22 protein-coding genes and 1 tRNA gene are annotated in these 20,636 nt (G+C 66.1%); 10 read left to right on the forward strand and 13 right to left on the reverse strand.

What is annotated here, in order from left to right; translation table 11 throughout:
- Positions 1-101: 101 nt before the first annotated feature.
- Positions 102-1,097, reverse strand: coding sequence for a PhoU domain-containing protein (locus ACFEMD_RS16590; RefSeq protein ID WP_394742341.1), 996 nt, complete (start codon positions 1,095-1,097; stop codon positions 102-104).
- 199 nt (positions 1,098-1,296) lie between these two features.
- Here ACFEMD_RS16590 and ACFEMD_RS16595 point away from each other — a divergent pair, with 199 nt between their 5' ends.
- The 7 genes from ACFEMD_RS16595 (at position 1,297) to ACFEMD_RS16625 (ending at position 7,708) form a co-directional block, all read left to right on the forward strand.
- Positions 1,297-2,271: a PstS family phosphate ABC transporter substrate-binding protein gene (locus tag ACFEMD_RS16595; RefSeq protein ID WP_394742342.1), complete on the forward strand. Its 975-nt coding sequence runs from the start codon at positions 1,297-1,299 to the stop codon at positions 2,269-2,271.
- Positions 2,268-3,278 carry a phosphate ABC transporter permease subunit PstC gene (pstC, locus tag ACFEMD_RS16600; RefSeq protein WP_394742343.1) on the forward strand — a complete coding sequence of 337 codons (1,011 nt, stop codon included), beginning with the start codon at positions 2,268-2,270 and terminating at the stop codon, positions 3,276-3,278. Before ACFEMD_RS16595 ends, pstC begins: the two co-directional genes overlap by 4 nt.
- Positions 3,275-4,207 (forward strand): phosphate ABC transporter permease PstA, encoded by a 933-nt coding sequence (gene pstA, locus ACFEMD_RS16605; protein WP_394742344.1) that lies wholly within the window; start codon positions 3,275-3,277, stop codon positions 4,205-4,207. Before pstC ends, pstA begins: the two co-directional genes overlap by 4 nt.
- A 276-nt stretch (positions 4,208-4,483) precedes the next feature.
- Positions 4,484-5,359 (forward strand): phosphate ABC transporter ATP-binding protein PstB, encoded by an 876-nt coding sequence (pstB, locus tag ACFEMD_RS16610; RefSeq protein ID WP_394742749.1) that lies wholly within the window; start codon positions 4,484-4,486, stop codon positions 5,357-5,359.
- 73 nt (positions 5,360-5,432) lie between these two features.
- Positions 5,433-6,437 (forward strand): LLM class flavin-dependent oxidoreductase, encoded by a 1,005-nt coding sequence (locus ACFEMD_RS16615; protein ID WP_394742345.1) that lies wholly within the window; start codon positions 5,433-5,435, stop codon positions 6,435-6,437.
- Between the two features lie 85 nt (positions 6,438-6,522).
- Positions 6,523-7,194: a phosphate signaling complex protein PhoU gene (gene phoU, locus ACFEMD_RS16620; RefSeq protein WP_394742346.1), complete on the forward strand. Its 672-nt coding sequence runs from the start codon at positions 6,523-6,525 to the stop codon at positions 7,192-7,194.
- A gap of 79 nt (positions 7,195-7,273) precedes the next feature.
- Entirely contained in the window at positions 7,274-7,708 is a 435-nt protein-coding gene (locus ACFEMD_RS16625) for a twin-arginine translocation signal domain-containing protein (RefSeq protein ID WP_394742348.1), read from the forward strand.
- 57 nt (positions 7,709-7,765) lie between these two features.
- Here ACFEMD_RS16625 and ACFEMD_RS16630 read toward each other — a convergent pair whose 3' ends face one another.
- From ACFEMD_RS16630 to ACFEMD_RS16650, 5 genes are all read right to left on the reverse strand, one after another.
- Positions 7,766-8,155: a hypothetical protein gene (locus ACFEMD_RS16630; RefSeq protein ID WP_394742349.1), complete on the reverse strand. Its 390-nt coding sequence runs from the start codon at positions 8,153-8,155 to the stop codon at positions 7,766-7,768.
- Complete coding sequence (locus ACFEMD_RS16635; RefSeq protein WP_394742350.1) at positions 8,155-9,879, reverse strand: FAD-dependent monooxygenase; 1,725 nt, start codon at positions 9,877-9,879, stop codon at positions 8,155-8,157. Before ACFEMD_RS16635 ends, ACFEMD_RS16630 begins: the two co-directional genes overlap by 1 nt.
- Positions 9,876-11,456: an electron transfer flavoprotein subunit alpha/FixB family protein gene (locus ACFEMD_RS16640; RefSeq protein WP_394742351.1), complete on the reverse strand. Its 1,581-nt coding sequence runs from the start codon at positions 11,454-11,456 to the stop codon at positions 9,876-9,878. The genes ACFEMD_RS16635 and ACFEMD_RS16640 overlap by 4 nt, the downstream gene beginning before the upstream one ends.
- 2 nt (positions 11,457-11,458) lie before the next feature.
- A complete protein-coding gene (locus ACFEMD_RS16645) occupies positions 11,459-12,322 on the reverse strand; it encodes an electron transfer flavoprotein subunit beta/FixA family protein (protein ID WP_394742353.1) in 864 nt (287 codons plus the stop codon).
- Between the two features lie 331 nt (positions 12,323-12,653).
- Positions 12,654-13,520 (reverse strand): polymer-forming cytoskeletal protein, encoded by an 867-nt coding sequence (locus tag ACFEMD_RS16650; RefSeq protein ID WP_394742354.1) that lies wholly within the window; start codon positions 13,518-13,520, stop codon positions 12,654-12,656.
- Positions 13,521-13,641: 121 nt separating this feature from the next.
- On the opposite strand from ACFEMD_RS16650, the gene ACFEMD_RS16655 reads away from it, so the two are divergent.
- Entirely contained in the window at positions 13,642-13,851 is a 210-nt protein-coding gene (locus ACFEMD_RS16655) for a DUF5800 family protein (RefSeq protein ID WP_005555805.1), read from the forward strand.
- A 72-nt stretch (positions 13,852-13,923) separates the two neighbouring features.
- Here ACFEMD_RS16655 and ACFEMD_RS16660 read toward each other — a convergent pair whose 3' ends face one another.
- The gene (locus tag ACFEMD_RS16660) at positions 13,924-14,517 is read right to left on the reverse strand and encodes a DUF7097 family protein (protein ID WP_394742355.1); all 594 of its coding nucleotides are present in this window, start codon (positions 14,515-14,517) and stop codon (positions 13,924-13,926) included.
- A 103-nt stretch (positions 14,518-14,620) separates the two neighbouring features.
- Here ACFEMD_RS16660 and ACFEMD_RS16665 point away from each other — a divergent pair, with 103 nt between their 5' ends.
- Positions 14,621-14,974 (forward strand): DUF192 domain-containing protein, encoded by a 354-nt coding sequence (locus ACFEMD_RS16665; RefSeq protein WP_394742356.1) that lies wholly within the window; start codon positions 14,621-14,623, stop codon positions 14,972-14,974.
- On the opposite strand, the gene hpt is transcribed toward ACFEMD_RS16665, so the two are convergent.
- A complete protein-coding gene (gene hpt / locus ACFEMD_RS16670) occupies positions 14,975-15,535 on the reverse strand; it encodes a hypoxanthine/guanine phosphoribosyltransferase (RefSeq protein WP_394742357.1) in 561 nt (186 codons plus the stop codon).
- A 242-nt stretch (positions 15,536-15,777) separates the two neighbouring features.
- Between hpt and ACFEMD_RS16675 the strand changes: the two genes are divergently transcribed.
- The gene (locus ACFEMD_RS16675; protein WP_394742358.1) at positions 15,778-17,304 is read left to right on the forward strand and encodes a (R)-citramalate synthase; all 1,527 of its coding nucleotides are present in this window, start codon (positions 15,778-15,780) and stop codon (positions 17,302-17,304) included.
- A gap of 101 nt (positions 17,305-17,405) precedes the next feature.
- Here ACFEMD_RS16675 and ACFEMD_RS16680 read toward each other — a convergent pair whose 3' ends face one another.
- From ACFEMD_RS16680 to ACFEMD_RS16700, 5 genes are all read right to left on the reverse strand, one after another.
- Positions 17,406-17,603 (reverse strand): hypothetical protein, encoded by a 198-nt coding sequence (locus ACFEMD_RS16680; protein ID WP_394742360.1) that lies wholly within the window; start codon positions 17,601-17,603, stop codon positions 17,406-17,408.
- Positions 17,604-17,649: 46 nt separating this feature from the next.
- Positions 17,650-19,071 carry a 4Fe-4S ferredoxin N-terminal domain-containing protein gene (locus ACFEMD_RS16685; RefSeq protein WP_394742362.1) on the reverse strand — a complete coding sequence of 474 codons (1,422 nt, stop codon included), beginning with the start codon at positions 19,069-19,071 and terminating at the stop codon, positions 17,650-17,652.
- Between the two features lie 409 nt (positions 19,072-19,480).
- Positions 19,481-19,810, reverse strand: coding sequence for a hypothetical protein (locus tag ACFEMD_RS16690; protein WP_394742363.1), 330 nt, complete (start codon positions 19,808-19,810; stop codon positions 19,481-19,483).
- Between the two features lie 3 nt (positions 19,811-19,813).
- Positions 19,814-20,173 (reverse strand): hypothetical protein, encoded by a 360-nt coding sequence (locus tag ACFEMD_RS16695; protein WP_394742751.1) that lies wholly within the window; start codon positions 20,171-20,173, stop codon positions 19,814-19,816.
- Positions 20,174-20,549: 376 nt separating this feature from the next.
- Positions 20,550-20,634 (reverse strand) — tRNA-Ser (locus tag ACFEMD_RS16700).
- Positions 20,635-20,636: the final 2 nt, after the last annotated feature.

Here is a 20,636-nt window from a genome sequence, read left to right on the forward strand (position 1 = left end):
GCTAGTTGTGGTATCGATCCCTCCGTACCCGTCACGTTCGGACAGTACGGGTCCGTACCGATGACAGCAGCGTGAGGTGCGGATCGGATTGTGTCTCGAGCTCAGGGGCGCGGCGCCGCCTTCTGCAGTGCGGTCTCGGCGATGTTGCCGCCGTAGTCGGCGCTTCTGGACAGCGAGTCGACGATCAGCCCCAGCGACTGGGCCTGCACCGGCTCGAGGTCCCGAAGGATGTCGTCGATGTAACGGGTGTGTTCGTCGATGTCGAGGACGGCTTCCCGGGCCGCGTGGCCGAGCCGGTTCGCTTCCTCGGTCTCCTCGGCGAACAGCGCGTCCATCGCCTTCTGGAGGACGTCGGCGGCGTCCGTCCGGAGCGCGATCAGCGCCTCGGCGACCTCCTCGGGGATCGCCTCGAGCTTGAGTGCGAGATTGGAGATCTTGGCGGCGTGGTCGGCGACGCGCTCGAGCTGTCGGGCGCTCGAGTGGAAGTCGAAGCAGTCCTCGCGGGGAACGCCAAGCTCCTCGGCGGCCCGTGGCGAGCGAAGCGTCGCCCGGAAGATCCGCGAGACGACCAGCCAGAGACGGTCGACGTCGTCGTCGCGCTCGATGACGTCCTGGGCGATGTCGTCGTCGTTCTCGACGAGAGCGGTGACCGCGTCGGAGAGCATCGAGGTCGCGATCAGGCGCATCCGCGAGACGGCGTTGACGATCGACAGCTCCGAGGAGTCGAGCAAGTCCTGGATGACGACGCTGTCGGTCGTCTCCTCTAAGACCTCGACGCCGACGAGGCTCTGGGTCGCGTCGCGGATCGCCCGTCGCTGGTCTGTCGTGATTCGGGTCGCCTCCAGCCGGATGATGTCGAACCCGCTGACGTACATCGTCATCACCGCCCGGGTGAGGCGCTCGCCCTCGAGATCGGAGACGTCGAGGGTCCCCTCCTGGCGGTCGACGTCGCTAGCGGGCGTCAGCAGCAGCGAGTCGTCCTCCGGATAACACTCGACGGTCGTGCCGGCGCTGACGCCGTTTTCGGTCGCCCAGCTCTTCGGCAACGAGACCGTGTACGTAGAGCCGCCAGTCACCTGCACCTTGCGGGTTTCCATACCCCGGGGTTAGGTGCTGAACGTATAAACGCCACCGGTCTATAGAGCCCCGAGCTGTCGGATTCGACCGTCGACCGGGGCCGTTCGTGACGTCTGGCCCGTCCCGATGGCTTCCGCGATACTGTGAACTGATGTCGAACATAGAAATATATAGAAAACATAGCAGGGTACTTAGACGCCATCCGCTAGGAGTGCACTGATGGGAAACGATCCGGGATCCGGTTCTGGCGGTGCGCTCTCGCGTCGCCACGTACTGCTCGGTACCACCGGCGCGGGGCTGACGAGCCTGGCGGGGTGTCTCGTCCGCGGCCAGGACAGCGGTCTCGAGGGCGAGATCGTCGTCGACGGCTCGGACACGCTATTGCCGAACAGTGCCGCGGTCGCGAGGCGGTTTCAGTGGGAGAACAACCAGGTTCGCGTCTCGGTCAGCGGCTCCGGAACGGGCGCCGGCTTTCAGAGCCTCTGTCGCGACGAGATTCACCTCAGCGACGCGAGCCGCGAGATCTACGAGGAGGAAGAACAGCTCTGTGCCGACAACGGCGTCGAGTGGCTCGAACTCGAGGTCGTGATGGACGGGATCGCGATCATGAAACACCCGGACAACGACTGGTGTGAGGAGCTGACGACCGAAGAGCTCAACGCGCTCTGGGAGAGCGGCTCCGAGATCGAAACCTGGAGCGACCTCGACGACGAGTGGCCCGACGAGGAGATCAGCTTCTACGGGCGGGACTCGGCCTCGGGGACGTTCGACTACTTCACCGAAGCAGTCAACGGCGAGTCGGGGAACATCCGCTCGGACTACACCGGCACCGCCGACACGAACATGATCGTTCGAGGCGTGCGGGGCAACGAACACGCCGTCGGCTTCGGCGGCGCCGGCTTCTACTACGAGAACGAGGACGAGGTCGACCTGATCGCCATCGACGACGGCGACGGGCCGATCGAGCCGACCGAGGCGACGATCGAGGACGGCAGCTACTCGCCGCTGTCGCGGCCGATGTACGTCTACGTGAACCTCCCGGAGCTCGCCCGGGAGGAGTTCCGGGAATTCATGCGCTTTTACCTCGATAACACCCAGGAGACGGCCCTCGACGTCGGCTTCTACGGGATCGCCGACGACGTCCTCGAAGAACAGCGCGCGGAACTCGAGGATGCGATCGAGAGGTACGCATGAGCTCCGAACGGATGGACCTCTCGAGAAGTGGCAACGACGTCGGAACGCTCGGTGATCGGGTCGCCCGGTACGCCTTTTTCTCCTGTGCGTTCGTCACCGTGTTGACCACGATCGCGATCATCCTCGTGTTGATCAACGGCGCCGTCGGCTTCTTCCGGCAGGCGACCCTGGTCGAGCTGCTCGGCGACGCCGTTTCGGCCGGCTCGGTCGGCGGCGCCGTCGACGCGATTGGTGAGGGACTCGCGGCCCAGGTGACCGTCACCGAGTTCCTGCTCGGGACCGACTGGTCGCCGCTGATCGAGCCGACGAGCTACGGCGTGCTCCCGCTGGTCTGGGGGACGCTCGTGGTCACCGTCGGCTCGGCGCTGATCGCGGTCCCCGTTGGAACGCTGACCGCGATTTACCTCTCGGAGTACGCCGATGACGGTGTGCGACGCACGCTCAAGCCGATCCTCGAGATCCTCGCCGGGATCCCGACGATCGTCTACGGCTTCTTCGCGCTATCCTTTATCACGCCGATCATCCAGTTCTTCTTCCCGCAGACGGGGACGTTCAACGCGACGTCGGCCGCGATCGTCGTCGGGATCATGATCATCCCGATGATCTCCTCGCTCTCGGAGGACGCGATGAGCGCGGTTCCGGACTCGCTTCGCAACGCCGCCTACGGGCTCGGCGCGACGAAACTCGAGGTGTCGACGCAGGTGGTCATCCCCGCGTCGCTGTCGGGGATCCTCGCCGCCTACGTCCTCGGGCTCTCGCGGGCGATCGGCGAGACGATGGCCGTCGCGCTCGCGATGGGGATGTTGCCCCAGATCACCACGAATCCCTTAGAGGAGATGCAGACGATGACGGCGTACATGGTTCAGGTCGGAATCAGCGACGTTTCGGTCGGTTCGATCCAGTACCAGAGCCTGTTCGCCGTCGGGCTGACGCTGTTCGCGATGACGTTCGCGATGAACGTCCTGAGCATGTGGGTTCGGTCGCGCTACCGGGAGGAGTACCAATGAGCACGGATACCGACGGGGAGTTCGACTTCGACGGATCGGCCATCGAGCGCAAACGGCTCTACGGGAAGGTCTTCCTCGGGCTGTGCGTCTCCGCGGCGATGGTCGGCATCGTCGCCCTGATCGCCCTGCTTGCAGACGTGATCTACGAGTCGTGGGGGTGGCTCACCTGGGAGTTCCTTACCTACCCGCCCTCGCAGGTCGCCGAGCACTTCGACCCCGAAAACTACGGCGCTCTCGACACCGGACCCGCCGGAATGTATCCGGCCATCGTCGGCTCGATCTACCTGATCGTGCTGACGGCGGTGTTCACGCTCTTCCTGGGCGTGGGCGCGGCGATCTACCTCGAGGAGTACGCCCCCGATAACCGCCTCACGCGGTTCATCGAGGCCAACATCACGAATCTGGCGGGCGTCCCCTCGATCGTTTACGGCCTGCTCGGCCTCGCGATGTTCGTCCGGGCGCTCCAGACGGGCGCGAGCCTGATCGCCGGTGCGCTGACGCTGACGCTGCTCATCCTGCCGATCGTCATCGTTTCCTCCCAGGAGTCGCTCCGAGCGGTGCCGGACTCGATGCGCCAGGCCTCCTACGGGACCGGGGCGACGAAGTGGCAGACGATTCGCAACGTCGTGCTCCCGGAGGCGGTTCCCGGCATCATGACGGGGATTATCCTCTCGCTGTCCCGCGCGATCGGCGAGACGGCCCCGATCCTGATGGTCGGCGCGGCGGTCTCGATGTTCACGCCACCGGATCTGACCTCACCGACGGGTGCGTTCAGCGCGATGCCGATGATGATCTTCGAGTGGGCCTCCCAGCCCGACGCGGCGTTCCAGCATATCGCCGCCGCGGGGATCGTCGTGCTCCTGACGATCCTCCTGTTGATGAACGCGGCCGCCGTTCTCATCCGAAACAAGTACGACCGGCGGGCGTAACGCACTGCCTCTATACTCCGCACCGTTCGGTCGATCGCCGAATATCCCTTGGAGCGGGCGACAGAGGGGGACAGCCGCCAGAGAGTCGGTGAAGACTATAGCACTATATAGAGGTCATAGCATGGTATTTAGGGATACCACGCCTCCGAAAGCGTGATGAGCGACGAGACGGGCGATCGACGAACCGGGCTACGGTCGACGCTCGCGTCGGTCGGCTCCGACCGCGGGCGTTTCGCAATAGGTAACTTGCTCAGCACCAATGCCGAGACAACCGGCATGACTGCAAACAGCGGCTCGAAGGCGGCCGAGACGACGGCAGCCGAACGAACGACTGACGCTGGCGCCGACTCTGGAGCCGAGATGTCGGCCGCCGACAGACCGCTTGGCTCGCCTCGCGTCGACGACGCGATCATCGAGTCTCGAGATCTCGACGTCTTCTACGGAGACACGCAGGCCCTTCAGGAGATCAACATGGACATTCCCGAGAAGCAGGTGACGGCCCTCATCGGCCCCTCGGGCTGCGGGAAGTCCACCTTCCTGCGGTCGATCAACCGGATGAACGACCTGATCGACGTCGCTCGCGTCGAGGGCGAACTCCACTTCCACGGAAAGAATATCTACGACGACGACGTCGACCCCGTCGCCCTCCGACGAAAGATCGGCATGGTCTTCCAGAAGCCCAACCCCTTCCCCAAGTCGATCTTCGACAACGTCGCCTACGGACTGCGCGTCCAGGGGAAAGACGACGATATCGAGGAGAAGGTTCACCAGGCACTCGAGCGCGCCGCCCTGTTAGACGAGGTCGAAGACCAGTTAGACGAGAGCGGACTCGATCTCTCGGGCGGGCAACAACAGCGGCTCTGTATCGCCCGCGCGATCGCCACCGACCCCGAGGTCATCCTGATGGACGAGCCCGCCTCGGCGCTGGACCCGGTCGCGACCTCGAAGATCGAGGACTTAGTCGAGGAACTCGCTCAGGAGTACACCGTCGCGATCGTCACCCACAACATGCAGCAGGCGGCCCGAATTTCGGACAAGACCGCCGTCTTCCTCACGGGCGGCAGGCTCGTCGAGTTCGACGACACGAACAAAATCTTCGAAAACCCCGAAAGCGACCGCGTCGAGGACTACATCACCGGCAAGTTCGGGTAGCTCGCGACCGACACCGCGAACGGCTGGCGATGCAGGTATCGCGCTTTTCGGTCTCGTCTTCTAACTCCGGTGTATGGATATCGGACTCGGACTGCTCACCGCCCAGCAGCGCCCCGACGACGACCGGTCGACGAACGAGGTGTACGAAGACCTTCTGAGGATCGTCGAAACCGCCGACGAGGCCGGCCTCGAGAGCGTCTGGACCTCGGAGCACCACTTCACCGACGACGGCTACCTCTCGGGGACCGTGCCGACGCTCGCCGCCCTCGCCGGCCGCACCGACGAGATCACGGTCGGGTCGGCCGTCGGACTCGCACCCCTGTACGACTCGGTTCGCCTCGCCGAGGACGCCGCGACGATCGACGCCCTGTCGGGCGGGCGGTTGACGCTCGGGCTCTCGATCGGTTACTGGGATCGAGAGTTCGAGAACTTCGGCGTGCCAAAGGACGAACGGACGGACCGAACCGAGGACGCGATCCGCGTGCTGCGAAACGCCTGGGAGCCGGGGCCGCTCGAGTACGACCCCGACCACCACGCGATCGATCCCGGGACCGAAGTGACGCCGACGCCCGACGAGGCGCCCCCGATCGTTCTCGGCGGGCTCGCGAAACCCGCGGTCAGGCGCGCGGCCCGGATGGCCGACGGCTGGTGTGCGAACGAGATGCTGTCGCTCGACGACATCGAGACCAGGATGGCCGACATCCGACAGGTCCGCGAGGAGGAGGGGATCGACGGGGAGTTCACGACGTACGTGATTCGCTACGGCTTCGTCGCCGACTCCGAGGACGAGGCCTGGGAGCGGATGCGTGACGGCTACTTCTACCAGCAACGAAAGTACGCCGAGTGGATGGGCGAGGAAGACGTCAGCGACGGCCTCTCCGAGGAGAAGAAGGCGCAGCTCAGGGAGGACGCGATCGTCGGCACCCCCGAGCAGGTCCGCGAGGAGCTCGAGACCTACCGGGAGCGGTTGGGCGACGACGTCCACCTCATCTTCCGGTCGTACTGTCCCGGTGCCGGAACCGACGCGATCCGCGAGTCGGTCGACCGACTGGGACGTGAGGTCGCGCCCGAACTCTGAGCAGGAGCGCGGCACGGTGCGAACCGTCGAACGGCCGGCTCACCCGAGCACAAGGTATATCTTCGCCCGCACGGGTGCCTGAACCATGGCAAGAAAGTCGTATCAGGAGAAACTCACGGAGCTCCGAGAGGACGTCCTCTACATGAGCGAGGTCGTCATGGAGCGGCTCCGAATGGGACTGTCCGCCCTCGAGCAGAAGGACACGGAGCTCGCCACCCAGGTCATGGAGGGCGACAGCGAGGTCAACGAGCTGTACCTCGAGCTCGAGCAGGAGTGTATCGAGCTGCTGGCGCTCCAACAACCCGTCGCCAGCGACCTGCGCTTTATCGCCTCGACCTTCAAGATCATCACCGACCTGGAGCGGATCGGGGATCTCGCGGTCAACCTCGGCGAGTACACCCACGAGGCCGAACACGACCGGTTCCCCGACGTCGACGTGCAAGCGATGGGCGAGCTAACCCTCGAGATGATCGAGGACGCGATGCTCGCGTACGACGAGGAGGACACCGACGCCTGTCGGGAGCTCGCGGAGCGCGACGACGATGTCGATCAGTTCGCCGAGCGGGCAAGCGGGGTCGTCGTCCGGGACCTGATCGAGCGGGAGCTCGACTCTCCCGACGAAGTCGAGCGGATCCTGCAGGACGTCTCGCGGCTGCTGTTGACGATCCGGGACTTAGAGCGGGTCGGCGACCACGCGGTCAACATCGCCGCCCGCACTCTCTACATGGTCGAGAACGACGACGAACTCATCTACTGACTCGGTCTCACGCACCGTTCGCCGAAGACAGTACTCAACTGAAAATTCATATCGGGAGACGAGACAGTTCGAACCATGGATGACCGAACTCCGATCCGTTAGTCGACGTGACGTCCTCGGCAGTGGCGCGACCGTCGCTGCCGCCGTAACCGGTGGCTGTCTCGGACGAGCGTCCAGCGAGTCAAGCAGGGAGTGTTCGTTCCCGAACGAGACGCCGTTCGAGACCGAGGCGATCAGTCAACTGACGGTTCGGTCCGAACGTCTCACGGCCGATTCGGAGACCGACTTCGGAATCAGCGTCGTCCTCGAGACGGATCCCGACTCGGTCGACCTCGTCGAGGTCAGAGCGACGGACGGACCCATCCGAGCCGCGACGGCGGTCACCGAGGCCGAGACGACGATCACCTGGCGGCACGGTTCGGAACCGCCGTCCGGCGTTCGCTACGACCTGTACGCGCGCTTGAAGGGGGAGACCGTCGACCGATCGACTATCGCGGCGACCTGTTTCGGCTGACGGAGCGTCTGTAGCGAACGTTCTCATCCAACCCCTTGACCCTCGACGCACCGACGACTACCGACTCGCCCTCGACGATTGGGTTCGCCGCTCCGGGACGCCCGTCAGCAGCTGCGCCGTGTCGACGACGTTTCGCGTCTCGAGCAACACCTCGGCGGCCTGGCGGACCGTGAACTCGGCCTCGAGTTCGACGCCGTGACACCGCGCGTAACACTCGAGCCAGTCGTTCATCGCCCGCTCTATGGCCGCGAACTCGGCTTCCGAGAACGCGACCAGCCGTCCTCCCGTCCGGGCCTCGACGTAACACCAGATCGCCTGCCCCGCCCCTTCGCGGAGGTACTCGCGGGCGGCTTCAGGGTCAGCGGCCGAATCGTGCGTCTCGAGGCGTTCCCGGTCGCGTTCGGCCCGCCGGGCGAGCGCGGCGATCCTGGGTCCGTACCGGCTCATTACCCTTCGCGGTACTCGACGCCCTTCCCGCCGCGGGGGTGCTCCCAGGCGGTGTCGGCGACGATCGCGCAGGTCCCACACTCCACGCAGGGCTGGGTGTCGAGGCTGACGACGGTCTCCTCGTCGCCGTTCGTCTTCACCTGCTCCGTGCGGTAACACCCCCCGCCGAACGCCTCGGCGCTGACGGGGCAGGCGTAGACGGCGGCCCCGCTGGCTTCCGCGGAGTCGTCGCGCAGCTCGATGTGGGGGTTGCCGACGTCGGTGTCGTATGTGAGGTCGCCGATCCGTTCCTCGAGGCTCGGCGGCTCGGCATCGTTCTTCCAGCGGATGCTCTTGCCGCGGGCCTCGCCGATCACCGTCGGCACCGTCGTGTACCCGGTCCGGGTGTCGGGCAGCATCGACACCAGAAACGGCGAGTTGTACGCCCGCTCGAGAACCCGATCGGCGAGCGAGTTCCCGAGCGCGACGCTGCCGAGCGGGGACTCGAGGACCCGATCCACGACGTTCGTGACCGCATCGCGCTCGCCGACGGTTCGAGCGAGGTCGTACTGTTTCGGGCGAAGCTTGGCCATCGTCCCCGAGTCCTCGAGCAGCTTCGCGTAGCGCCGTCCCGCGGCCTCGGGGTCGGCGTTGCCCCGCGTGATCGCGAAGGCGTCGGCCGCCAGCGCGCCGGCCGTGACGGCGTGGTTCATCCCCTTGATGATCGGGCCCTGGGCCTGCATCTGGCCGGCGGCGTCCCCGACCAGCACCAGGCGATCCCGATAGGGTTCGCGGTGGGCGACCTTCTTCGAGTCGGGGACGAGCTTCGCGGCGTACTCCCGCTCGTCGTACCCGTCGCCGATCCAGTGGGCCATCACGGGGTGGGTCAGCAGGGCGTCGAGCAGCTCGTGGGGCTCGGCCCGCTGGGCGACGAGGCTGTCGAGGTGGAAGACGGTCCCGATCGACAGCGACTCCTCGTTCGTGTAGAGAAAGCCCCCGCCCCGGACGTCCTCGAAGAGGTCGCCCGAGAACAGGTGGGCGACGCCCTCGTCGTCGTCGATTCCGAACCGGTGGTTGACCGCCTCGGGGTCCATGTCGACGACGGCTTTGACGCCCTGGAACCACTCGTCGGGCTCCTCCCAGTCCATGAGGCCGGCCTCGCGGGCCAGCTCGGAGTTGACGCCGTCGGCGGCGACGATCAGGTCGGCCTCGATCGGATCCAGCTCGTCACAGGTGACGCCGATAATTTCACTGTCTCGCGGGCTTCGCCCGCTCGACTTTTCCGAGGGTCGCACGCGACCCTCGCTATCTTCTCGGAGGAGGCCGTTCACCCGCACGTTCGTCAACACGCCGCCGCCCGTCTCGCTGGTCTTCTCGTGGACTCGGGCCTCGAGCCAGGAGTCCATCTTCCGGCGGAGCACGGCGTCACACCAGTCGGTGTCGTGCTCGTGGAGGTCGGTCAGGTCGTAGGTCTTGACCTTGTCGCCGGCGATGTTGTGGATCCGGTAGTCGGTGACGGGGCGTTCGGCCGCCTTCTCGCGGAAGCCGTCGAACAGGTCGTCGATCGTGTAGGGGGCCGAGTCCTCGGCGTAGATCAGCCCGCCGGAGACGTTCTTCGAGCCCGCCTTGACGCCCCGCTCGAGGACGAGCGTCTCGACGCCGTGTTCGGCGAGCCTGGCCGCAGCGGCTGCGCCGCCTGGGCCGCAGCCGACGACGACGGCCTCGTAGTGCTCTCGTTCGGTCATCGCTCCTCACCTCCGCTCCCGTCGGCGACGGCCTCGAGCCTCGTCTCCCCGGATTCGACCGCTGCCGTGAGTCTGGGCAGCACCTCGAACAGGTCGCCCTCGACGTAGTAGTCGCTGAAGTCCCGGATCCTGGCGTCGGGGTCGGTGTTGATCGCGACGATGGTATCGGACTCGTCCATTCCGACCTTGTGCTGGACCGCCCCGGAGACGCCCGCGGCGATGTAGAGGTCGGGGGCGACGACCTGACCGGTCTCGCCGATCTGGCGTTCTTCCTTCGAGTACTCCTCGACGTGACCCTCGAACTGGTAGGCCGAGGTGACGATCCCTCGCGTGATGCCGAGTTCGGCGTCCTCGAAAGCGTCGACGAGGTCGAGCCCGAGTTCCATTCCTCTGGTGGGGTCGTCGGCGATCCCCCGACCGAGACAGACGATCACCTCGTGGCCAGCCAGGTCGATCCCGGCCTCGAGCCGATCGTGTTCGGCGATCTCGACGCGGAACCAGTCCTCGTCGAGCTCCATGTCGTGTTCGATCACGAGTCCCTCCCGATCGTAGTCGGGTTCGATCGGGTCGAAGCTGCCCGGAATGATCGAGGCCCCCTGCGGATGGAAGTCCCGCCCGGGGTTGTCGAGACAGAGAATCGTCGAGTACTCGAACCCCGAGAAGTCCGGGCGTTTCATGTGCAGGACCTTCTCGAAGGTCTTCTTGACGCCCGGCTCGCCGGTCTTCACCGGATTCGAGACCTCGTTCTCCTCGATGTAGAGGTCCGAACAGTCCGAGGCGAGCCCGGAGTCGAGCTCCGCCTGGACCTTCGCCGAGAGGTCCCGACCGTTGTTCGTCGCCGGAAATAGGACGTAGCGGGGCTCGTCGTACTCGCGCCAGTCGGTACTCTCGATCGTCCCCTGGCCGCGAGCCATGTGGGCCGCGATCTCCGTGTAGGGTTTGTGCAGGAACCGTTCGAGACGAGTATCGTCGTGGTAGACCGCGACGTCGGCGCCGTAGGCGATACACTCCTCGGCCAAGTTCTCGCAGTCGTCGCCCATCAGGAAGGCGACGACGCGCTCCTCGCTTCCGTAGTCGTCCTCGAACTGGTCCATCAGCTCCCGGGCCTTGCCGAGCATCTCCCGGGAGACCTCGAGCAGCGCTCCCTGCTGGGTCTCGCAGAACACCCACATGTCGGCGTACTCGCCGCCGTCGAGCGCCCGAACGTGTCTCTTGTCCCGCGTCGGGTGGGAGAGTCCGTCGTCCTCTTCCTCGCCCTCGGCTGCCGATTCGTCGTCCGCGCCTGCGTCTTCGTCTCCTTCGTCGACCTCCTCTACCTCCTCGCCTTCCGCTTCGTCGCCGACGTCTTCTTTCGTCTCCTCGTACTCGCCTTCCGTCTCGGTGTCACCCTCGAGCCCCTCGGCGTCGCCCGCTTCGCCGAGCGCCTCGAGCCGGCGGTGGATCGCCTCGCGGGCGGTCTTGCGGTTCTTGCCCGCCTGTTCGGCCTCGAGGACCGTCTGCAGTTCGTCGACGTCGTCGAGCGTCTCGAGCTCCTCGCCCAGTTCGTCGGCCGTGTACTCGTCGGGATCGAGTGCCATCATTAGTCACCTCCAGCAAACGGGTGTAGTTCCTCGAGGACGGGCTCCATCGCCGCACCGTCGTCGGGATCGATCACCGTCGCCTCCCGCTCGGAGGGCGCCTTCGGGATCGGGTCCACCGAGGAGACGATCGTCGGCGAGCCGTCGAGCCCGATGTAGTCTGGATCGAGATTGAGATCGGCGTGATCCCACGTCGTCAGGTGCTCGTCGTGCTCGGCGGCCCGCTCTTGTGTCTCCGCCCGAAGCCGTTTGTGGGTCAACCTGTGGGCGGCCTTCCGGTAGGTCGGTTCGAACTCGGGATCAGTGACGACCATACAGGGCAGGGGCGCCTCGACGGTTTCGATTTCGTCGACGTCGCCCTCGACGAGTCGCTTCGCCCGAAGTCGGCGTTCGTCGGGGTCGATATCCAGCGCGATGACGTGGGTGACGATCGGCCACTCGAGGGCCCAGCACGTCTGGGGCCCGGTCTGGCCGGTCTCTCCGTCAGCGGTTTTGAACCCCGCGAAGACGAGGTCGACGTCGGCGACCTCCTCACGGTACTTCTCGATCCCCGAGCTGACGGTGATCGCCGTCGCCCACGTGTCGGAGGCCGCGAGCTCCCGGTCCGAGAGCAGGTAGCTGTCGTCGGTGTACACTGACTCCATCGCCCCCTCGAGCACCTCGGCGTAGCCGGGCGGCCCCATGCTCATCCCGCTGACGTGACCCCCGTGTCGGACTCGAGTCTGGAGCGCCGCCTCGAGCGCGAACGCGTCGTTCGGGTTCATCACCGTCGGCGTCTTCCCCCGTTCCAGGTGGCCGTCCTCGTCGAAGGAGACCGCGCCCTCCGAGAAGTCCGGCACGCCCTTCGTCAACACGATCGATCGCACGATCTCACCCCTCTTTGGTAGCTGCTCTCTCGCACCATACTCGACTCGTGCTAACGCAACTGACACTATTAAGAATGCGGGGTCGAAATCGCCGGGAGAGAGAACGGGTGAACGGGCGTCCGAGACGCCGAAACCGCTCGGTCGAGAGCTTGAAACTCGCCGATTCCGGCTCGAATCGTCGTTCTCGAGCGATCGAGTCGCGATCGGTGCACCCGTAGAAGCGGCCCAACCGATCGTCGTCCGGTTCCTCCCGGTGGAGAACGCCAGGCCTCGGTCTCACTGCTCGAACTGTTCCGAAAGCGAATCCCCGTCGCCCGCGATCGCGTCCCGATTACTCGAGGTCGCGCTCGGTCGTCCCCATCGTGATCTCGCCGTCGGCCCGGATCGAGCCGTCGACCTCGGCGCCCGGACCCAGCTCGAGGTCCGAACAGGAGACGTCGCCGAGGATCCGCGCGCCGGGCTCGACGACGACGTCGCCGCTGCGGGTCGTCAGATCGCCGTGGATGCGAGTCCCCTCGCCGACGGTCACGTCCTCGCGGGCCCGCAGACTGCCGAAGATATTGCAGTCCTCGCCGACGTCGATCGACTCGGCGCGGATGTTGCCGTGGAGCCGACAGTCGTCACCGATCGTCGCGGGCGTCGAGACGCGCCAGGCGTCGTCGCTCACCGTCGCGTTACGGGGGACGATCAGCGGGTCGGGGGTCGGCTCCGCGTCCTCGTCCGCATCGCCGTCGACGAGCTGGGAGACGAGCCGCTGGGCGGCGTCCTCCTCGCCGATCAACAGGAGCTGTTTGAGGTAGACAAAGAGGAAGACGATCGTCGGCATCGGGTTCCGGATGACGATCCAGCCGTTGGCCTCGAATCCCTCGTCGATCTCGACGTCGTCGCCGATATCGAGGTCGCCGGCGACCTTCATCTCGCCGCCGATGTGGACTCGCTCGCCGATGTAGGCGTCCTGACCGACCAGGACGTTGTCGGCGACGTCACACCACATGTCGAGTCGACAGTCGGCCTCGGCCTCGATGTCCCCGCCGAACTCGACGCTCTCGCCCGCGAGAACGTTCCGGCCGCGAACGCCGAACTCGACGGTCGAGCGGGCGCCGACCAGCACGTCCCCGTCGGTCTCGAGGGCGACCTCCTTGGCTTCGGTCCCGTCGGGGACGACGAGTTCGTCGAGCGGATCCCTGCGAAACGCCACGTTCGCAACCAATGTGAGTACCGGGTAATAAATCTCGCGCGATTCGACGGCGGGCGCGGCAGCGTCCGAGTCCCCGCCCACAGGCGTCCGGTTTTTATCGGGGGATCACCTACGGTCGAGTATGACGACGCTTGCGTTCGACGACGATGGAGTCGATGTCGTGTACGAAGGCACCGAGTTCCGCCTCGAGCGGGAGCTCATCGAGGAAGCCACCGAGAAGTCCTACTACGACGTGACCGACCACGAGGTGCTCAAGATCGTCGCCGAGCAGCCGAACCTGCAGGGCGAGCCCCGACGGGTCGGCGACATCCTGCCGCGCGGGAACAACTGAGTTCCGTTATCGCGTCGATCGCACGTTCTCGTGCGACCGTGTAGCTGCGTTCGACGACTCACAGCGGAACGCTTACTCGTCGGTGTCGTATCGTTCGGCCGCCGACTCGAACCCGAGCTCTTCCTGTTCGCGTCCGCGTCGGCCCTCGAGTTCGGCGACCGCCTCCGGCTCCGGTGTGACGTCGTCGGTGATACGGGCCCACGAGCTGTGGACCTTCGCGTGACACCACCGACAGAGGTAGACCGTGATCTCGTGGGAGAGTTCGTCGGCCTCCGCCTCGGCGTCAGCGCCCTCGCTCGCCGACCCGCTCCCGTCGGCGTAGGAGAGGTGATGTTCCTCGAGCAGCGGGCGCTCGTCGTCGTGAGCGAGGCGCTTCTCCTCGAGGCCGCAGCGCACGCACTCCCGGTCGCGGTTTCGCGACCGGAAGTGGGGACAGTCGGCCGGCGTCTCCTCGCGATCGGGGTCGTGGACGGGGCAGGCGTACTCCTCGGCGGCCCGCTCGCGGGCGAACGCCGGGTCGGCGTCGGGCCGTGCGAACGCCGGGTCGGCGTCGGGCCGTTCGAACGCGTACCGACACCGCCCGTCGTCGGTACAATGGTCGCAGACGCCGGCGAACGCGTAGGGGTCGTCGACGCCGACGGACGTTCCTCGCGGCGTTTTCTCCATCGCCGTCCCGTTGGCGAGCGCGACGTTTCAACCCCTCGCCGATCCGAACTCATCGCTCGAGTTCCACGGGAAGTTTTTATCCTCCCGGCGGGCACTCGAGGCCGTGCGACTGCGCCACCACCCGAAATCCGGTGCCGCCCGCCAGCTGGCCGCGACTGTAGAGACGGCCGACTCCGCGTTGAGCCAGCTCCGCGGGCTCATGTTCCGCCGTTCGCTGCCCGAGGGGTACGCGCTGGCGTTCCGGTTCGGGTCGGTCAGCCCTCGCGACGTCCACATGCTGTTCGTGTTCGTCCCGCTGGACGTGATCTGGGTCGTCGACGGCGTCGTCGAGCGCGTCGAACGACTCCGGCCCTGGCGGGAGATCGCCCGCAGCGAGGCCGACCTGCTCCTCGAGCTGCCCGCGGGGGCGGCCGACGGCGTCGAGCCCGGCGACGAGCTGGTCCTCGAGCCGACCTGATTACTCGACGATCTCGAGCGCGCCGTCGATGACTCGGACGTCGAACAGGCCCGTCACCGACCTGTCGAACCCCTCGCGGTCGCGGTCGACGCGTCGGAGGACGACCGCGACGTCGACGAGCTCCGCGCCCACGTCCTCGAGGGCCGCACAGACGGCCTCGATGGTATGTCCCGTCGAGAGGACGTCGTCGACGAGAACGACCCGATCGCCGGCCTCGACCCCGTTCAGGAACAGTTCGCTCTCGCCGTAGCCGGTCTCCTGGTGGATCGCAACCTCATCCGGGAAGCCGTAAGAGCGCTTGCGGACGACGACGAAGGGGACGCCCGTCGCCGCCGAGAGCGCCGTCGCGTGGTGGATTCCCATCGCCTCGGGCGCGACGAGAGCGTCGACGTCCGCGAGGTCGATCCGCTCGCGGAAGCCGGCGACGACGGCCTCGAGGACCTCGGGCTCGACGATCGGAATCCCGTCGGTGACGCCGTGGACGAAGTAATCGTAGCCGTCGCGGTCGACGATCGGCGCAGCGCGAAGCGACCGCGCGAGCGGCTCCAGCGTGGGGTCCATGCCGTGGACTACGCCGGGGTCCCCGATGGTCGTTGGGGTCCCCGCGTCGAACGCCGACGTCGATCCGACGGTGCGTCGACGGATGCAGATGGTGCCGTGACCGGCGAGGTTAAGTCACCCCGACCGAATAGGTCGGGATACGATGGCACGAGATTCGTTCTCAACGCCGGAGTCCGAGGATAGAGGAAGTCGGGGCAACCCGGCTGGGCGCGAAATTCCAGGACGGAAATAACCCTTCCTTCGTGACTACGACTCCGGAGCAGACGATCGCAGCCGACCGTACAGTGCGCCTTCTCGATACGACGCTTCGCGACGGCGAACAAGCCCCGGGTGTCTCGCTTTCCCCCGACGAAAAAGTCGAGATCGCCCGCGGGCTCGAGCGAGCCGGCGTCTCGGTCGTCGAGGCCGGCAGCGCCTGTACCGGCGCGGGCGAGCGACAGGCGATCTCGCGGGTGACCGACCTCGACCTCGAGGCGACGGTCACGAGTTTCTGTCGCGGGATGGCCGGCGACGTCGACCTCGCGCTCGACTGTGACGTCGACGGCGTCCACATCGTCGTTCCCGCCAGCGACCGCCACGTCGAGGGGAAGGTCGGCACCTCCCGCGAGGACAACCTCGCGAAGACGGCCGATCTCGTCGAGTACGCCACCGACCACGACCTCTGGGTCGAGGTCATCGGCGAGGACGGCTCCCGGGCCGATCTGGACTACCTCGAGGAGCTGATGGGAACGGCCCTCGATGCGGGCGCCGATCGGACCTGCTTCGCCGACACCGTCGGCCACACGGGTCCCGAGCGCACCGCCGAGGCCGTCTCCCGTCTGGCCGAACTGGGTCCCGTCAGCGCCCACACCCACGACGATCTGGGCCTGGGCGTCGCGAACGCGATCTCGGCGGTCTCCGCGGGTGCGGATCTGGTTCACTGTACCGTCAACGGACTCGGCGAGCGAGCCGGCAACGTCGCCTTAGAGGAGGTCGCGATCGCGCTGGCACACGTCTACGGCGTCGAGACGGTCGAACTCGAGGAGCTGTACGACCTCGCACAGCGCGTCTCGCGGGTGACCGGCGTCCCGCTACCGCCGAACAAGGCCGTCGTCGGTGAGAACGCCTTCACCCACGAGAGCGGGATCCACACCGACGGCACGCTCAAAGACGACAAAATGTACGAGCCCTACGCGCCCGAGACCGTCGGGCGCGAGCGACGGCTCGCGCTGGGTAAACATACCGGCCGGGCCGGCGTCGCGGCGACGCTCGAGGAACACGGCGTCGAGGCCAGCGGCGACGAGGTCGCCGAGATCGCTACCCGCGTCACCGAACTCGGCGACCGCGGTCGTCGCGTCACCGACGCCGACCTGCTCGCGATCGCCGAGGACGTCACCGGCGACGACCGCGAGCGCGTCGTCGAACTGCTCGACCTCACCGCGACCAGCGGTGGCGCGGTTCCCACCGCGAGCATCCGGCTCGAGGTCGACGGCGAGGAACGGGTCGCAAGCGGCACCGGCTCCGGACCCGTCGACGCCGCCGTCTCCGCGGTCCGGGAGGCACTGGGTTCGATGGCCGACGCCGAACTCGAGTCCTACCACGTCGACGCCGTCACCGGCGGGACCGACGCCGTCGTCACCGTCGAGGTGACGATGGTTCGGGACGACCGCTCCGTGACCGTCGCCCGTAGCGAGGCCGACATCACGCGGGCGAGCGTCGAGGCGATGGTCGACGCGCTCGATCGGCTGCTCGGCCAGGACACGCAACCGCTCGCACCCGCCGACGACTGAGACGGGCTGCTGTTTCGATCTCCCGGCACGACCGCGCGACGGCTCGCGGGCTTCTGGGCTGAGGGACAGTACTCCGTTTCAACATCGGCACGACTCGATTTTTAGTGGAAGGGCTGGCGATCGAGCACGCCCCAGGGGTTGAACAGGTAGACGCCCGCGAGAAAGAGTGTGAAGACGAGCACGAACAGCTGGAGCACCGCGTCGATCCCGAACGCCGTCACCGGGTACAGCATGTACGCGATCAACGCCGCGACGGCGATCCACAGCGTTCCGACCGCGACGCGCTGGCGGAGTTCCATACCGAGGGGTTCCCCTCGAGCGACATGAAGCTCTCGAAGGCCGCCCTCACAGCGAGAGATCCGTGTCGCCGACGGTTCCCTCGTCGAGGATGTCCTTGCGGTTGTCGACCTGCCCGACGTCGTCGTAGGCGACGGGGCCCGGAACCTGCTCGGCGTCCGGCCCCGGCTCGTTGCCGAGGTAGAGGACGTTCGGATCGGTGTTGTACTCCTGGAGGAGCCGGAACGTCGAGTCGGGCTCGCCGTACTCGCCCCGCAGGAGCCGCTCGGCCTCCTCCTCGGTCAGCCCGTCCTCGTCGTCCTCCTCGGCGGGTTCCTCCTCGCCCTCGAGGACGGCGATGGCGTCCTGCAGCTCCTCGTCGTCCGGGTCGTGTTCGATGGCTCGAGCGAGCGGGACGTTGTCGACGTATCGCTGGGGGTCGCTGTCGGGGTCGTTCATGTCGCCGAACTGGATCGCTCCCGGCGGACAGGCCTCCTCGCAGGCCGTCGTGCCGACCATCTCGTCGCCCATGTTGCCGTCCTGACGGGCCGGATCGAAGACGCACTTTTCCATGACGCCGCGAGGACCCCGACCGCTGACCCAGCGGTCGCGCTGGTCGTACATCATGTCCTCCTCGAGCTCCTCGGAGGGGGCGTCGACCTCGGGCTCGCCCCACTGGAAGTAGTTGACGCCGTAGGGACAGGCGACCTGACAGTACCGACAGCCGATGCAGACGTCGTAGTCGGTGAGCACGAGCCCGCCCTCGTCGCGGGTGTGACGGGCCGTCGTCGGACACACCTTCTCGCAGGGGGCGTCAGTACAGTGCTGGCAGGGCCGGATCAGGTAGTTAAAATCCCGCGTCCCCTCGAAGTCGTCGGCGTCGGGCGACTCGACGGTCCCGTCCCCGTAGGCGATGATGTACATCCAGTTCGCCCCCTCGTCCCAGTTGTGCTCCTGGTTGCACGCGACGACACAGGAGAGACAGCCATCGCAGGTCTCGAGGTCGAGCGCCATCCCCCACTGAACGCCGTCACCGTCGCCGTCGTCCTCGCCGTCCTCCTGGGCCGCGACGATATCGGCTTCCGACCCGTCACCGTTCTCGGCCGTTCCCCAGGCGCCCAGACCGACGGCGGCCGCGCCGGCGCCCATCTTCTTCATCGTGTCGCGACGGGACTCCTCGCCGTCGCCTTCGAAGCGGGAGAGCATCCCCGAGAGCGTTCCCTTCGCCTCCGCTTTGGCGTTCTCGTAGGCTTCCTTCGTCGGCCGCTCGTCCTCGCCGAACTCCTCGAGGACGTCCTCGTGGTAGCGCTCGTGGAACTTCGCCTCCGAGAGTTCGCCCTTCGTGACCCGCATCGCGTCCTCGGCCATCGCCATTCCGAGATCGGCGTCGTACTCGGTCTCCTCGAGCATGGCCCGAAAGTCCTCCTCGGCGGCGTCCCCGAGTGGATGGAACGGGTCGTCCCCGAGGCCGCTCTCCTCGTCGGAGCTCATCGCGTCCGCTCACCTCGTCTCGCCGTCGGGAAGTTACTGGTTTCTGACATTGGGTTCGTTCGGAACTCCCTCCCATACCTGCGCAAATAAAGCGGTTCCCTGCGAGGGATGGGAACTCATGACGAGGGTGGAGAGCAGTACGGATGCCGAACGGTCGGTGGACGGCTCGAGCGGACCGCTCGGTGGATTTCGGATCGAGATCCGTAGTCGACACGGCGCGCACCATTCGGAGGCACAGCAGTCGGACAGCTACTTCGCTCCTAGACTCCTGTGAAGACTCCCCTCTGTGCGGCGAACGAATCGTCGAGGACTGCTTACTGAAGAGCGACAACCCGCTACGTATCCGTGACCGCCGCTTCACGGTCTTCCTCGCGGCGCTGACGACTCGAAACGGGAGCAAAGATCGCTCCTAACGGAGAGAGCTCTGAACTACGTCCACGATACGCTCGGTGCAGCTCCCGGTGAGACGGCCTTGCCACGCAACGAGCTCCTCACGACGCGGAGAGTGTACCGCCCACGGAGAGGCAAAGGACTCTCGCGGGACACCACCCGTCTCCCAAACCGCTGGCCGAAGCGCGATGGAGTGATCGTACTCCTTGGTCGAGATCGCGACTGCAAGATACTGTTCCTCGCTGAACGGATGCTTCCGGTTGCTAACGATCAGCCACGGCCGCTGTTTCTCACTACCGAGTTTGAACGGATCTCGGCTTCGAACGACATCACCTCGTTCGGGCCGCATCGATTAGGAGTCCTCGCTCGGATGTGGTGCATCGGGAGCGGCCGCATCCCACTTTTCGGGATCGATACCGCCATCGTCCTCATCGAGGCGAGCGCTCGCAGTACGGAGATCGTATGCTGCGGCAACTCGGTCCTCGTCCTCCGTGAGGGCCCAGTACTCGCCCTTGTGTCGCACGAGGTTCCGTTCTTTGAGTCTCGAGAGAGCGGTTCCGACGGTGTTTGGATCGGCATCGATCGCTGCCGCGATTTCGGCTCGAGTGAAGGCTTTGTCCCGCTGTCCGTACAGGTACGTGACCACCGCTTCCGGTACGCTCGGGCCCTGTGGTAGGTCTCCGGATTCGAACTCGCCGATACTCACGGGCAATGACGTACTTTGTGTGTTAGCGTAATCAGTATGCTGGAGTACCAGTGCACATTCATTTTTGTTGATACGAGCCCTCACGCTCAGTTTGACCGTCACCGTTTCAGACGTTAGCGCGAGTTGAACCGCAGAAATTCCGCTCGCGTCACTCCCTGGCTCAAACTCCGCTGTATCGTTTTCAGCAGCACAGACGACTCGCTATGCTCGTCATGTTGTGCTGCTGAAAAGCGCCGAGAGGGAGATTTGAACCACGCGAAGACGATCATCCTCGCTTCGGTCGGATGCTGCGTCTTCTCTCGTTCAAATCCCGTCGTCGTTTTCCGCTCACGGATGTCGAGCACACGCTACGCGGTGCTCGACGGTATGGTTCGCGAAAAAGCGCCGAGAGGGAGATTTGAACTCCCGAGTCCGTGAGGACAGCAGATTTCGAATCTGCCGCCTTGGCCGGGCTAGGCTATCTCGGCTC

Origin of the sequence: Natronococcus roseus (assembly GCF_043677095.1) — an archaeon.
GTDB classification, from domain to species: domain Archaea; phylum Halobacteriota; class Halobacteria; order Halobacteriales; family Natrialbaceae; genus Natronococcus; species Natronococcus roseus.